This window comes from Tritonibacter aquimaris, from assembly GCF_009617595.1.
Taxonomy (GTDB): Bacteria; Pseudomonadota; Alphaproteobacteria; order Rhodobacterales; family Rhodobacteraceae; genus Epibacterium; species Epibacterium aquimaris.
Genome location: NZ_WIXK01000004.1, coordinates 345,978 through 360,671 on the forward strand (window position 1 = coordinate 345,978; position 14,694 = coordinate 360,671).

At 56.5% G+C, this 14,694-nt stretch carries 14 protein-coding genes; 6 read left to right on the top strand and 8 right to left on the bottom strand.

What is annotated here, in order from left to right; translation table 11 throughout:
- Nucleotides 1-3: 3 nt before the first annotated feature.
- From GG681_RS09960 to GG681_RS09975, 4 genes are all read left to right on the top strand, one after another.
- Nucleotides 4-1,305, top strand: coding sequence for a thymidine phosphorylase (locus GG681_RS09960; protein ID WP_153547627.1), 1,302 nt, complete (start codon nt 4-6; stop codon nt 1,303-1,305).
- Between the two features lie 5 nt (nt 1,306-1,310).
- A complete protein-coding gene (locus GG681_RS09965) occupies nt 1,311-2,522 on the top strand; it encodes a phosphopentomutase (protein ID WP_153547629.1) in 1,212 nt (403 codons plus the stop codon).
- A 62-nt stretch (nt 2,523-2,584) separates the two neighbouring features.
- Nucleotides 2,585-3,217, top strand: coding sequence for a uracil phosphoribosyltransferase (gene upp, locus GG681_RS09970; protein ID WP_153547631.1), 633 nt, complete (start codon nt 2,585-2,587; stop codon nt 3,215-3,217).
- 123 nt (nt 3,218-3,340) lie between these two features.
- Nucleotides 3,341-4,630, top strand: a complete 1,290-nt coding sequence (locus GG681_RS09975; RefSeq protein ID WP_153547633.1) for an SPOR domain-containing protein — start codon at nt 3,341-3,343, stop codon at nt 4,628-4,630.
- A 37-nt stretch (nt 4,631-4,667) separates the two neighbouring features.
- Here the strand turns inward: GG681_RS09975 and GG681_RS09980 are convergent, their stop codons facing one another.
- Nucleotides 4,668-5,684 (bottom strand): hypothetical protein, encoded by a 1,017-nt coding sequence (locus GG681_RS09980; protein WP_153547635.1) that lies wholly within the window; start codon nt 5,682-5,684, stop codon nt 4,668-4,670.
- A 130-nt stretch (nt 5,685-5,814) separates the two neighbouring features.
- On the opposite strand from GG681_RS09980, the gene GG681_RS09985 reads away from it, so the two are divergent.
- Complete coding sequence (locus GG681_RS09985; RefSeq protein ID WP_153547637.1) at nt 5,815-6,483, top strand: sulfotransferase family 2 domain-containing protein; 669 nt, start codon at nt 5,815-5,817, stop codon at nt 6,481-6,483.
- A 59-nt stretch (nt 6,484-6,542) separates the two neighbouring features.
- Nucleotides 6,543-7,229: a Hint domain-containing protein gene (locus tag GG681_RS09990; protein ID WP_153547639.1), complete on the top strand. Its 687-nt coding sequence runs from the start codon at nt 6,543-6,545 to the stop codon at nt 7,227-7,229.
- A 142-nt stretch (nt 7,230-7,371) separates the two neighbouring features.
- Here the strand turns inward: GG681_RS09990 and GG681_RS09995 are convergent, their stop codons facing one another.
- From GG681_RS09995 to GG681_RS10025, 7 genes are all read right to left on the bottom strand, one after another.
- Entirely contained in the window at nt 7,372-9,570 is a 2,199-nt protein-coding gene (locus GG681_RS09995; protein WP_153547642.1) for a 3-hydroxyacyl-CoA dehydrogenase NAD-binding domain-containing protein, read from the bottom strand.
- Complete coding sequence (locus tag GG681_RS10000) at nt 9,567-10,052, bottom strand: cupin domain-containing protein (RefSeq protein WP_153547644.1); 486 nt, start codon at nt 10,050-10,052, stop codon at nt 9,567-9,569. The genes GG681_RS09995 and GG681_RS10000 overlap by 4 nt, the downstream gene beginning before the upstream one ends.
- Nucleotides 10,052-11,263 (bottom strand): acetyl-CoA C-acetyltransferase, encoded by a 1,212-nt coding sequence (locus GG681_RS10005; RefSeq protein WP_153547646.1) that lies wholly within the window; start codon nt 11,261-11,263, stop codon nt 10,052-10,054. Before GG681_RS10005 ends, GG681_RS10000 begins: the two co-directional genes overlap by 1 nt.
- Before the next feature lie 10 nt (nt 11,264-11,273).
- Nucleotides 11,274-11,906 carry a glutathione S-transferase family protein gene (locus GG681_RS10010; protein ID WP_153547648.1) on the bottom strand — a complete coding sequence of 211 codons (633 nt, stop codon included), beginning with the start codon at nt 11,904-11,906 and terminating at the stop codon, nt 11,274-11,276.
- A gap of 286 nt (nt 11,907-12,192) precedes the next feature.
- Nucleotides 12,193-12,405 (bottom strand): hypothetical protein, encoded by a 213-nt coding sequence (locus GG681_RS10015; protein WP_153547650.1) that lies wholly within the window; start codon nt 12,403-12,405, stop codon nt 12,193-12,195.
- Between the two features lie 45 nt (nt 12,406-12,450).
- A complete protein-coding gene (locus GG681_RS10020; protein WP_153547651.1) occupies nt 12,451-14,232 on the bottom strand; it encodes an acyl-CoA dehydrogenase C-terminal domain-containing protein in 1,782 nt (593 codons plus the stop codon).
- A 27-nt stretch (nt 14,233-14,259) separates the two neighbouring features.
- Entirely contained in the window at nt 14,260-14,655 is a 396-nt protein-coding gene (locus GG681_RS10025) for a MerR family transcriptional regulator (protein ID WP_153547653.1), read from the bottom strand.
- Nucleotides 14,656-14,694: the final 39 nt, after the last annotated feature.

Below are 14,694 nucleotides of genomic sequence, written 5' to 3' on the forward strand. Positions count from 1 at the left end.
AGAATGGACGCGCGTCAAATCATTGCGGATCTACGCCGAGGGGCGCGCCTGTCGGACGAGGCGCTGCAATGGTTTGCTGCAGGGCTGGCGGACGGGCGTGTAAGTGATGCGCAGGCCGGGGCCTTTGCGATGGCAGTATGCTGGCGTGGCCTAGATAGGGATGGGCGTGGTGCATTTACGCGCGCGATGCGCGACAGCGGTGATGTGATGCAATGGGATCTGCCCGGACCGGTGGTGGACAAACATTCCACTGGCGGCGTTGGTGATTGTGTCTCTCTGTTGCTTGCTCCGGCTTTGGCGGCCTGCGGCACCTATGTGCCGATGATTTCGGGGCGCGGTCTGGGTCATACCGGCGGCACCTTGGACAAACTAGAGGCCATTCCAGGTGTTACCACATCGGTTTCAGGTGAAAAGCTACAGCAGATCGTGGCGGATGTTGGCTGCGCAATCGTGGGGGCCACCGGCAATATCGCCCCGGCTGACAAGCGGCTCTATGCGATCCGTGATGTGACCAGCACGGTAGAGAGCCTGGATCTGATTACCGCGTCAATTCTTTCGAAAAAGCTGGCTGCTTCGCCCGATGTGTTGGTGCTGGATGTCAAACTTGGCAGTGGCGCGTTTATGAAATCGCTGGATGAGGCGCGCCAGCTGGCCCGCAGCCTGACAGAAACCGCAACGGCGGCGGGTTGCAGCTGTCGTGCCTTGATCACCGATATGGATCAACCGCTGGTCCCCGCGCTTGGTAATGGGCTTGAGATTGCGATCATAATGGAAGCGCTGCAAGAGGGTAAACACCGGCGGTTGCAACAGCTTACTGCAAGGCTTGGTGGTGAATTGCTCGAAGGCGTGGGGTGTGCGCCGACGGCCGAAGCAGGCAGCCAAAAAATTGTAGATGCGCTTGCAGATGGAAGTGCCGCGGATCGTTTTGGCCAGATGGTCTACCAGCTGGGCGGGCCTGCGGATTTTAACGATCAGTGGCGGGCTTACCTGCCCAATGCGCCGATCACCCGCAATGTGCGTGCACGCAAGGCGGGCTATATCGCTGCCATCAATGGCGAAGAGTTGGGGCATGCAGTGGTGCATCTTGGCGGCGGGCGACTGCAGGCGCAAGATCAGATCGATCCTTCGGTCGGGGTGGGGGAATTACTTAGCCTGGGGACATGGTGTGAGGCCGGTGATGTGATCGCGGTGGTACATGCAGCCAGCGCGTCTGCGGCAGATCAGGCCGAATATGCAATCTTGCGCTCTGTACAGATTGGCCCGGAAAAACCCAGCTGCGGTCCTTTGGTTCTGGAAAGGCATTAAGCGCAATGGCACGTGCATTTTTGGTTGTAATGGATTCCGTGGGCATTGGCGGCGCGCTGGATGCTGGCGCTTTTTTTAATGGTGATTTGCCCGATCTTGGCACCAATACGGTTGCACATATTGCCCAGGCCTGTGCGAAAGGGCACGCAAATGAGGGGCGCAGTGGGCCGTTAAAACTGCCAAACTTGGTTGGTTTGGGCCTTGGTGCTGCACTACGTGCCGCCTCATCCATTCCCGCGCCGGGGCTCGATGGGGGGGCGCATGGTCTTTGGGGGTGTGGCAATGAAGAAAGCGCAGGCAAGGATACCCCAACAGGGCATTGGGAGTTGGCCGGTGTACGGGTTCCGTGGCGCTGGCATGTGTTTCCAGATCAAACACCGGCTTTCGATATCGATCTGATGCAGGCGGTTGCGGATCTGGCTGCAACCAATGGCACATTGGCGAACTGTCACGGCTCTGGCACGGATATGCTTGATCGCTTTGGCGAGGAGCATATGAAAACGGGCTGGCCGATTTGTTATACCTCTGCTGACAGCGTATTTCAGATTGCCGCGCATGAGGAGCGATTTGGCCTGAAACGATTGCTAGACCTCTGTACCGCGATCGCGCCGCGTTTACATGATCTGCGTGTAGGCCGGGTGATTGCACGCCCCTTTGTAGGCAGTGTAGAGGCGGGATTTCAGCGCACCAACAATCGTCGCGATTATGCGGTTAAGCCGCCCGCGCCAACATTGTTGGATTGGGTGCAAAGCGCGGGTGGTACTGTGCATGCCATTGGCAAAATTGGTGACATCTTTAGCCAGCAAGGCATTGATACCGTTGATAAAGGCAGTGATGCCGAACTGATGCAGCATTTGCTGCAACGGGTGGAAACGGCCGCGCCGGGCAGTCTGACCTTTGCCAATTTTGTTGAATTTGACAGTCTTTATGGCCATCGACGCGACATAGCCGGATATGCCCGTGCGCTTGAATGGATTGACAACGCGCTTGGTCGACTGCTCAGCGCGTTACAGCCTGATGATATTCTGATTGTCACCGCAGATCATGGCAATGATCCAAGCTGGCCCGGAACTGATCACACCCGTGAGCGGGTGCCAATCCTGGTCGCAGGTGCGGGCACAGGCCCTATTGGACAGCGGCGTTTTGTGGATGTCGCGGCCAGCATCGCACAGCATCTTAGGGTTGACGCGCCCACAATCGGCAAGAGCTTTTTGTAAAGACAGACATCATATGCGCCGCATCAAACCTGCGCCATAAACACGAACCGGAGCTGAAACCCATGGAAAACCATCTGACCGTTGTTGATCACCCATTGGTGCAGCACAAGCTGACTTTGATGCGCGACAAAGCCACATCCACCTCGGAATTTCGTCGCCTGCTGCGCGAAATCACCTTGCTGTTGGCCTATGAAGTGACGCGCGGGCTGCCGCTGGAAACGCGCGTCACCGAAACCCCAATGGAAAGGATGGACGCGCCCATTCTTGCAGGTAAAAAACTGGCACTGGTTTCGATCTTGCGCGCAGGCAACGGGATGCTTGATGGGGTGCTGGAGCTGGTACCATCTGCACGGGTGGGGTTTGTTGGGCTTTACCGTGATGAAGAGACGTTGGAGCCCGTTCAATATTACTTCAAAGCACCAGAGGAACTGCAGGATCGAATGGTTATCGCAGTAGATCCCATGCTTGCCACGGGTAATTCGTCGGTCGCGGCGATTGATCTTCTGAAACAGGCGGGGGCACGTGATATTCGCTTTCTCTGCCTGTTGGCTGCGCCCGAAGGTGTTGCGCGCATGAAAGAGGCCCATCCGGATGTGTCAATTGTGACCGCATCGCTGGATCGTCAGCTCAATGAGAAGGGTTATATTCTGCCCGGGCTCGGCGATGCTGGGGATCGGATGTTTGGCACCCAGTAGGGCGTGTCAGACGATTGCTAGCCTGCGGTTAAATGGCCATAATCTCGCCATAAAGCGGTTAACCACGCTTTACTCAGATTCGCTTTTCAGGCATTCTGTGCCCATATTTAGTGGGGCACAGGCATGAAACTAACAAGAATTATTGCTCTCGCCATAATTGCAGGCTCCCTGAGCAGTCAGAGCGGATTTGCACAATCCTCGCGCGGCGCGAGCGCACCGGCCGAGGTGCCGCCCGCGTCCTTTAAGGGGCGGCAATATGTTGACAGTCGTGGTTGTGTTTACATCCGCGCAGGTATTGATGGCGCGGTAAACTGGGTGCCACGGGTTGAACGCAACCGCCGCCAGATCTGCGGGTTTGAGCCAACAAATATTGCAGGCTCTGCTGCGCCTGTTCGACGCGCCACTGCAAGCGCGGGGCCTGAATTGATTACCTTGCCGAGTGCGGATCAGCCTTCTGCGCAAACAGCGGCCCAACCTGCTGCTCAAACCCCTGTTAAAACGCCGGTGAATACACAGGCTGCTGTTGTCAGCCGCCAAAAACCACGACGTGTTGCGCCTGCACCGGTGGTGAGAACCACCGCAAAACCTGCGCCTGTACGTGTGGAACGCCAGCCGGTGCGGCGCGCAGTGCCTGTGGTTGTCACGCCTGATCCGCAGCCAGCCCCGATTGGGCCGGGCGGATGCCGCGGGCTTTCTGACATCAGCCGACAGTATACCAATCAGACCGATGTGCGCTGCGGCCCTCAGGTGGAATCGCCAGTGACCTATGGTCAGCGCTCTTCGTTGCAATTGGCGCCGAACACGCGGGTTCTGCCTGCGCATCTTCATACCGCGCGCCAGCAGGCCGCTGATGTGGAAGTGCCCGAAGGCTATCGCGTGGTTTGGCAAGATGGGCGGCTTAATCCGCGCCGCGCAGAACAGGCGCTGTATCCCGGTGGGTTTGCCTCAGACGGGCAGCCACCCGTTGGCTATGTTGCAACGCCAGATTCGATTGAACGCCATAACCCCCAACGTGCTGTGGGCACTGCAACCGGAGCAAGCACGATGGCCCAAGTCTGGAATAGCGATCTGCCGCGCAGCTTAAAACCTGTTGTGGCCGAACCCGTCATCACCGTGAAAAACCGGTATCAAACCCAGCCGCAACATTTGGGTTTCCTCTCTGCTGAGGCAAGCGCGGCGTTGGATCAACCGAGCCGCTACATTCGCGCGGGTGTTTTTGAAACCGATGCGGCGGCGGCCTCTGCCAAAGCCAGGCTGCAGGCACGCGGACTGAAGGTGCGGATGGGGCGCGTCACACGCAAAGGCCAGGCCTATCCGGTGGTTCTTGTGGGGCCATTTGCCGGAAATGACGCAGATAAAGCACTGCAGCACGTGCGCGCGGCTGGTTTTTCCCGCGCCCGTCTGAGCAAATGATTGTTCTACGCCGCTCTGAAATTGGGGCGGCGTAGCTTCAGCTGCAGATGTTTTGCAGCTGCACCCATTGCTGATCGTTTAACAAAGGCTCCACTTCCCGGTTCGCCAGCGGATCTGCCTCAATCAGCCCCAATGTTGTTTCCCCAGTAATATCAAGCGCATAGGCATAGGGTGACGATGGCAATGCGGATTGCGTGAATTCGGCCAGTATAGCCGCTTCGCTCAGCTCAGGGCGTGGTTCCGTCAGGGCGTATTCGGCGTAGGCATCCAGCGTTTCGCGGCGCAGCTCGCCAGTGGTCAGCAGGTGAAATGCGGCAGGCAGCCCGCCAACAGACAGCAATGACATCAAAGGATCTTCAGCCTTTGCACGGCCGCGTTCTACCAAAATCGCCCCGGCCGCAATTGCGGGATCCTCATAATCTTCAAAAAAGCTGCTGTTTAACAGATAGATGCCGCCGGGCAGGGCAAGGCTGGTGGCAACGCCTTCGCGCAGGACAATGATCTTGCGTACATCGGTGCGGTGCGCGAGGCGATCCAGCAACGGCAATGTCGCGGGTGAAATACAGGCCTGACCAGACAGGCGCTCGATCCGGCCCAAAAGCGCCTGCCCAATGGCTTTGCGGTTGATGTCAGACACAACAGAAAGCGCGTGGCGCTGCAGCGCATTGGGCAGCCATGTCACCGCGAGTGTACCAAGCACGGCAATCACACCCAGCCCACCAAACAGGCGCAACCGGCCGGGGCGTGGGCGGGCGCGTTCAATCGCTGCGTGCACCTTTTCGATCGCCTCAAGCATGGTGGTTTCACCGGCGTCGATTTCAAGCGTCTCGTCTGCATCGCTTGCGGGGCTGAACAGGGCAGGGAGCTGGCCCGGGTTCTGACGCACAAGCGCAGCCAAAGACCAATGTGCCAACGGGCGGTCCTGTAGATCGGTGATGGTCAGCGTTGCCTCACCAACGGATACAATCACATCGCGGCGTTGCGCATCGGCAGTGGCACGCCAGACCCCGGCAGCTTCGAGCCGCTGAAATTTTTTGAGTGCTGTTAAGGCCATGCTGCGCTGCTCAAGGATTATAGTTGTTTGACAAAACCCTAACACAGCTGCAAATGCCGCCGCAAATGGCTTTGCACTGCAGGATGGGTTGTAACTGGTGTTTATCGCGCCTGTGGCATAGCGTGCCCCCATGATCTTGTCGCGCGGCCGCTCATATCTGTTTATCCATATTCCCAAGACGGGTGGCACGGCATTGGCGCTGGCGCTTGAAGCGCGGGCAATGGCAGATGACATGATGCTGGGCGACACGCCCAAGGCGATGAAGCGCCGTCGCAGATTGCGTGATGTGAAAACACGCGGACGGCTGTGGAAACATTCAACCCTTGCGGATCTGGAAGGGCTGCTGCCAGCAGATGAAATGCGCGCCTTGTTTACCTTTACATTGGTGCGCAACCCCTGGGATCGGATGGTCAGCTATTACAATTGGCTTCAATCGCAAAGCTTTGATCATCCCGCGGTCGGGCTCGCGCAGCGGCACAGTTTCGCCAGTTTCCTACAGCAGCCGCTGGTGCAGGCATCCTTTCGCGCCTCCCCAGCGCCGAGCTATGTGACAGCGTCAGATGGCGAAGAACGCTGTGATCTTTTTATTCGACTGGAACATTTCAAGCAGGACGCAGCACCGCTGTTTTCACATCTTGGCTTTGACCTAAAATTACCGCGTGCAAATCAAAGCGACAGGGCGCGCGACTGGCGGCCGTATTATACGGATGACGCCGCCGAATGTGTTCAAAACCTTTGCCGGGTAGAAATTGAACGATTTGAATACTCTTTTAACGATTTGCCCTTAACACAGTTGTAGGACTTTTGGCGCGCACCCGATGTGCAGGCCAAAACACCCGCAAGATTGATGAGGGCAAGATGCTGGATTGGTTGTTCAAACGAATGGATGGCGCGCTGGGAGACCGGCTTTCAGGCAACGCGCGTCTGGTCAATACAGGCACGGGTGGGTTGCTGGCTGGCACGCATGTGGCGTCAAACCTTGGCTGGCGCCCCGTCGAAGCACTGGCGGTCGGCGATCAGGTCCTTACTTTTGATCATGGTATGCAGGTGATCACCGGGCTGCAGCGTGACACGCTGGTTGCGGGTTCGGGCGCGGTGACAGCATTGCGCGCGCCTGTCTATATTCCTGCGGATGCGCTTTTTAATCGTGCGCCCATGTGGGTGATGCCGGATCAGGGTGTCTTGATCGAAAGTGATCTGCTTGAACAGCAATTTGGTGATCCGTTTGCGATTGTTCCAGCCTGCACGCTTGATGGCTATCGTGGTATTGAACGTGTGCGCCCCGGCGCACGAATGGAGCTGATCCGGCCACAGTTTTCCGGCGATGAAGTAATCTATGCCGAGGCAGGCGCAATGGCGTATTGCCCGGCTGAAATTGATCTTTTGGATTATTGCGAAGCAGCGCAACAAGGGCTGTATCGGGTGCTTTCGGCGTCAGACGCACGCACCGTGATCGTTGATATGATCTCCCAAGAAGAAAACCCGCACGCAGATCTGCCCTTTATGACGCCGGACGCGCCGGGCACACACCCGGATCTGCGATGATGTAATTTCAAGTCGGCGGCACAGCCGACATTAGGCAAGACCGAGCAGTCTTTGGCCCAATATGCAGCAGCCTAGCGGTAGAAAAACCAACGCTAAGCTGCTGCTTTTATGCGTAGATATGGCGCGCAGTTGCCGCAGTTGCTCAGGCAGATTTCTTTTCCGGGTCAAAACGGCGATAGAAACTCTGCCCCTTCGCGGCCATATCGCGCAAAAGATCCGGGCAGCTAAACCGCTCGCCATAGGTTTCAGACAGCTGATCGCAGCGCGCCGCCGCATAAGGCGTGCCGATGATATCAAGCCAGGAAAGCGGCCCGCCCGACCAAGGGGCAAAACCCCAGCCAAGGATTGCGCCTACGTCGCCTTCGCGAATGTCCATCAGCACATTTTCCTCAAGCGCCCGCACAGCTTCGAGCACTTGTGCAAACATCAGCCGCTCTTGCACTTCGATCAGATCGGGTTGTGCGGTTGCTGGTGGGTATTGATCAGAAAGCCCTTTCCAATACTCCACGCGCTTGCCTTTGGCGTCATAGTCAAAGAAACCCTTGCCCGCTTTGCGCCCCAGACGTCCCTGTTCTTCCATCCAGAAGATCAGATCATCCGCTGGGCTGTCTGGGTAGGCGTCGCCCATCGCAGCCTTGGTTGCGCGGGCGATCTTTGCACCCAGATCAATGGATGTCTCATCCGTCAGTTGCAGCGGACCCACCGGAAAGCCAAGCTGGCGCGCCGCATTGTCGATCAGCGCCGGGGATACCCCTTCGGTGATCATCCGCAGCCCTTCGTTGAGGTAAGGCAGGATACAGCGGTTTGCGTAGAAAAACCGCGCATCATTCACCACAATCGGTGTCTTGCGGATCTGGCGCACATAATCCAGCGCCTTCGCCACCGCGCGTGCACCGGTGTCTTTGCCTTTGATGATCTCCACCAAAAGCATTTTTTCAACCGGCGAGAAGAAGTGAATGCCAATGAACTGATCTGCGCGCGCCGAGGCTTTTGCAAGTTCAGAGATTGGCAGGGTTGAAGTGTTGGAGGCAAAAATGCAGTCCTCCGGGATGATCGCCTCAACCTTTTGGGTCATCTCTGCCTTGACCTTGGGGTCTTCAAACACTGCCTCAATGATCAGATCGCAGCCTTTAAGTGCGTTCAGATCCGCTGTTGCGCTGATCTGCGCAAGCATAGCCTCTTTTTGTTCCGGCGTGGTTTTGCCGCGTTTGATGCCTTTGTCAGCGTAATCCGCTGCATAAGATTTGCCCCGGTCGGCAGCGTCCTGATCTCGGTCGATCAACACGACCTCAATACCCGCCTGGGCCGAGACCAACGCAATGCCCGCTCCCATCATGCCCGCGCCCAGAACGCCAATTTTCTTGACGTTTTGATCGGCAATATCGCTGGGGCGTACTGCACCTTTTTCCAGCGCCTGTTTGTTCAAAAACAGCGAACGGATCATCGCCGAAGAAGATGGGTTCATCAAAATATGGGTGAACCAGCGTGCCTCAATCTTGAGGGCGGTGTCGAAATCAACCAGGGCACCCTCATAGATGGCTGACAGCAGCGCTTTGGCGGCGGGGAATGCTCCTTGCGTCTGCGCGTTCACCATGGCTGAGGCGCCAACAAAATTCATGAAGCCTGCCGGTTGATACGGCGCGCCACCGGGCAATTTGAACCCTTTGGCATCCCAGGGTTTTACGATGTCGGCGGCGCTGGCATTCAGCACCCAGTCTTTTGCGGCGGCCAGCGGATCATCAGCGAGCGCATCCACAAGGCTTGCACCTTTGGCTTTCTTTGGCTCCATCATCTTGCCTTCAAGCAAGACTGGCGCCGAGGCCACGGCCCCAACCATCCGCACATAACGCGTGGTGCCGCCACAGCCCGGGAAGAGACCAACCATGATTTCCGGCAGACCGATTTTGGCCTTTGGGTTTGTGGTCATCACCCGGTGATGACAGGCGAGCGCGATTTCCGTGCCAATGCCCGCACAGGTGCCATTGATCGCCACTGCGACCGGCTTGCCACCTTTGTTGGTTTTCGGCTCCATCCCGGCGCGTTCCAATTTGCGCAGGATACGGTGGCCTTCCATGGTGAAATCAAACAGGCCTTGTGCTGGGGTGTCACCAGACTCTTCGCGGATCGAGGCCAAAACATTCAGATCCATGCCCCCGGCAAAGTCTTTTTTTCCAGATGTAAGCACGAGGCCTTTGACCGCGTCATCCGAAAGGGCCTGATCAATAAATCCCTCAACCAGCTCCAGCGCTTCGCGGGTGAGCACGTTCATTGATTTTCCGGGTGCATCCCAAGTGATAACCGCAACACCATCACCATCGATGTCATAGGTAAAATCGCTCATGTGTCCTCTCCGGTTTGTTCTGTTGTCAGCGCGCTGCCGTCTTTGCGGGTGAATTCAAAATCGCCACCGGCAAATTTCACCATCAGATCCAGATCTGAATAAAAAGCCGTTTCCGTCTCGGTCCGAGTGCCGATTACAAGAAAGCTCGCGGTGTCATTGGTATTGTTGATAAAGTGATGTCCGTTTTCTTCGCCCGCTGGGAAAGTGGCGCAATCGCCGGGGGCCATGTCATGCGCGCCGTCATCATCGACCAGGGTACAAATACCAGCAGTGACCATGACAAATTCATCTTGGTTCATGTGGTAATGACGCAAGGAAGAGGCGGTACCAGGGGCCAAATGGACCAGATTGGCTCCAAATTGGCTGAGCCCACCAGCATCACCCAGACGCTGGGTGCTGCGCCCCTCGCAAGGGGCTGAGAGTTTGCCGGGATAGGTCGCACCGTGCCGGGTTGGGATTTTGGAAAGATCAAGCTTTGGCATCAGACCCTCTCAATCACAGTGGCTGCGCCCATACCCGAGGCGATGCAAAGCGTGGCTAGGCCACATTCTTTGTCCTGACGTTCCAGCTCATCCAGCAGGGTGCCGATGATGATCGCGCCGGTGGCCCCCAGCGGATGCCCCATGGCAATGGAGCCGCCGTTTACATTGACAATCGCGGGATCGACCTGAAACGCCTGTTGGAAGCGCAGGACAACAGATGCAAAAGCTTCGTTGACCTCAAAAAGATCAATGTCGCTGATGCTCATGCCGGTATCGGCAAGGATTTTTTCAGTCACTGGAACCGGCCCGGTCAGCATAATGGTTGGATCAGAGCCGATCTTGGCTGAGGCTTTGATGCGGGCGCGCGGTTTCAGCCCATGGGCTTCACCAAATGCCTTATCGCCAACCAAAAGCGCGGCAGCGCCATCCACAATGCCCGACGAATTGCCAGCATGGTGGATATGGTTGATCTTCTCCAGATGCGGGTATTTCAGCATGGCCACCTTATCAAAACCCGGCATCTGTTCGCCGATCATCTGGAAGGCTGGGTTCAGTTTTGCAAGCGCGTCCATATCGGTTCCGGGGCGCATGTATTCATCCCGTTCCAGAATGGTGAGCCCGTTTTGATCCATCACGGGGATGATCGATCTTTCAAACCGATTGTCAGCCCAGGCCGCGGCAGCGCGGCGTTGGGATTCAACCGCAAATGCATCAGCCTCATCGCGGCTGAAGCCATACTCAGTCGCGATAATATCAGCAGAAATCCCCTGTGGGACAAAATAGCTTTCCATTGCAAGGCTTGGATCAACCGCAATGGCGGCACCGTCCGATCCCATCGGAACCCGGCCCATCATTTCGACACCACCCGCAATATAGGCCTGACCTGCACCCCCTTTGATCTGGTTTGCGGCAAGGTTTACCGCTTCAAGGCCCGAGGCGCAGAAACGGTTGATGGAGAGGCCGGGAATGGCCTCATCCAGATCAGATGCAAGCACCGCCGAGCGGGCAAGACAGCCACCTTGCTCCATGACCTGGGTGACATTGCCCCAGATCACATCCTCTACCACATGCCCCTCAAGCCCGTTGCGCGATTTCAACGCATTCAGCGTCAGCGCAGACAGGCGCAGCGCTGAAACCTCATGGAGCGCACCATCTTTGCGGCCCTTGCCGCGCGGGGTGCGAACTGCGTCATAGATAAAGGCGTCTGTCATCATCTTTTCCTTATGCGCGATCTGACGGGTTGCCGGGCATCAGATCATAGGGGTGTTTCCAGCCGGGCAGGTCGCTGACGCGGGTAAGCCAGGCATCGATATGGGGCCAATCTGCCCGATCAAATCCAAAAGGTTCCGGGTAAAACAGGTAGCTGCAGCAGCTAAGATCCGCATTGGTGATACTGTCGCCTACCATCCACTCGCGCCCCTCAAGATGCGCGTTGAGGGTGGTGAATGCAGCCTTTAGGCGGCCTTGCATAAAGGTGATGACATCTGCGGGGCGTTTGTCTTCCGGCAGGAAATTCATCAAAAATCGGGTCATGCCAACCTGGCTGGAAAGCTTGTGATTGTCCCACAGGACCCAACGCAGCACCTCGTATTTTTCTTCAGCGGTACCGCCAAACTTGCCAGTTTTATCGGTAATGTATTGTTGAATGACGCCGGATTGGCTTAGGGTCAGATCCCCGTCCACCATTGTTGGCGCTTCACCCTGTGCGTTGATTTTGCGGAAAGCCTCGCCGCGCGTTTCGCCGTTGAAGAAATCGACATAGACAGGCGCCCAATCCAGCCCTGAGAGTTCAAGCGCAAGTGCTGCCTTATACGCGTTGCCGCTTTCGCCAAAGCAGTAGAGTTTGATGGTCATTGTGCAGTCCTTTGCAAGCCGTGAATCGGGGGTTTCACACCCCCGCACCCCCGTGGAGTATTTATAAAAAGGTGAAGCTGTTGAGAGGAATTTAACCAAAGTGGCAATATTGTGATCTTGCAGAACAGGCTGGAGAGCTGATGGCTGCAAAAGGTGACGGCGCGCTCTTTCATTTGGCGAAGGCTTGGGATCGGGCGCGCCGCTTTTTCACCTTTTCTTAAATACTCCCGCCGGAGGCTCCTGCGCGTGCGAAAAGCGGTGAGCCATAGAGGACAGCACAAGCGGTTCATCTTTTTCGATCCTCAAGTTCCGCATTAAAGATCCGCAAACGATGGGTGAGGTTGTCGTGGTTTGTCACACTGTCAAAGTTCTCAAACAGAAAGGACAATGCCTCGCCCTCATCTAGCCCTGCTTCCTGTGAAAAACGGCGCAAGCGACGATAACCATCTTCGGTCATCGAGATCGGGATACGGCGGGTAAGGCGGAAACGTTTGGGCATTGTGTCTTTCTAACGTCTGAACGAAGTGTTGCGACGAACCTGGCCTCAGAATGCCTCCGCGTCTAGGGCCATTACCGGGTTAGCGCCGGATTGTATGCGTGCGAGGTGAAGCTTAGTGGCGGGAAGCTGTCTCGCCATATAGTAGCGCGCGGTTGCCAGTTTGGTCTCATAAAACGCTGCGTCGCCTTGGCCTGTATTCAGCGCCGTTTGCGCAGCCTGTGCCATACGGGCCCACATCAGTCCAAGGCAGACATGGCCAAAGAGATGCATAAAGTCATAAGAGCCTGCGAGTGCGTGATTGGGGTTTTTCATCCCGTTCTGCATGAAATACATCCCCGCCGCCTGTAGATCCTTGGAGGCGGATTTCAGCGGTTCAATGAAGGTGGTTTTGAATTCATCTGATGTTGCACCAGCCGTGGCGCAGAAATCTTTTACCAGTTCAAAAAACGCCATGACGTGTTTGCCGCCATCCTGGCCGAGTTTACGACCAACCAGATCCAGCGCCTGTACGCCGTTTGCGCCTTCATAGATCATGGTGATGCGGGCATCGCGGCTGAACTGGGACATGCCCCATTCCTCGATATAGCCATGACCACCGTAGACCTGCTGCGCCTGGACGCACATGTCATAGCCTTTGTCAGTGAGAAACCCCTTTAGAACGGGGGTCATCAATGAGATCAGCCCCTCGGCGGCCGCATCGCCCGACCGGTGGGATTGATCTATGAGCATTGCGCCCCACAGCAAGAAGGCCCGCGCGCCTTCGGTGAAGCTTTTCTGATCCATCAGGTTGCGGCGGATGTCCGGGTGTACAATCAGCGGGTCCGCAGGCCCATCGGGGTTCTTAACGTCGGTTACATCGCGCCCCTGCAGCCGGTCTTTGGCGTAATCCACTGCGTTCTGATAGGCGGCTTCTGCCTGGGCGAGGCCTTGCATTGCAACACCAAGGCGCGCTTCGTTCATCATGGTGAACATGGCGCGCATGCCCTTGTGTTCCTGACCAAGCAGATACCCCGTCGCACCGTCATAGTTCATCACACAGGTGGAATTACCGTGGATGCCCATCTTCTCTTCGATTTTGCCAACCGAGACCGCGTTTCGATCCCCCAATGTGCCATCTTCTGCCGCATGGATCTTGGGAACAATAAACAGCGACACGCCTTTGATCCCATCGGGGCCGCCTGGGATCTTGGCCAGAACCAGATGGATGACATTTTCCGCCAGATCGTGATCCCCAGCTGAGATAAAGATCTTCTGCCCGGTGATCTTATAGCTGCCATCTGTCTGTGGTTCCGCCTTGGTGCGCATCAGACCAAGATCAGTGCCGCAGTGGGGCTCTGTCAGGTTCATGGTGCCGGTCCAGTCGCAATTCACCATCTTGGGCAGATAGGTGTTTTTCTGCGCGTCTGTACCATGGGCAAGAATAGCAGAAGCCGCACCATGGGTGAGACCCTGATACATAGTGAAGGCCTGATTGGCGCCAGAGAAGAATTCACCCACCGCTGTGCCGATAAGGTAGGGCATAGCCTGGCCACCATAGGCCTCGGGCAGATCAATACCCGGCCAGCCGCCGTCTTTCATCTGCTCGAACGCGGCTTTGAACCCGGTGGGGGTTGTCACAACACCATTTTCAAAGCGGCAACCTTCGAGATCCCCAACCCTATTTAATGGCTGCAGCACATCAGAGGCGATTTTGCCCGCTTCGTTCAAAATGGCAGAGGTGAAGTCAGCCTCCAGATCCGCATAGCCGTGTATGTCAGTACCTGTGATCTGCAACACCTCATGCAGCAGAAATTGAACGTCCTGTATTGGGGCAGTGTAACGGGGCATGGCAAATCTCCGTCTGTTGAATACCGGTTAAGGGGTCGCTGCGGATTTGAGAGAGGAGATCATCTTTTCTCCCCAGCGCAGCTGTTCTTTTAAATCGTCTATAGCGAGGGTCAGCTCATCGCGTTGCTGTTCCATCTCTGTCAGCCGCTCACAGGCGGCCTTATAGGTGCGGCTCAGCTGGGTTAGTTGCAGATCGTCTGCGTGATACAGATCCAGCAGTTGACCGATCTCTTCGAGACTGAAGCCAAACCGCTTGCCGCGTTTGATCAGTTTCAATCGCGCCCGGTCCTGTTTGGTAAACAATCTGCGTTGCCCATCCCGGATCGGGGACAGCAGCGCCTTGGATTCATAAAAGCGCAAAGTACGGGGGGTGACGTCAAAGGCGTCACACATCTCGCGTATTGTCAGTGTCTCTTCGCTCATGATGGTCTGCACCTGCGTCGGTTCACCTCGGGAGACAGC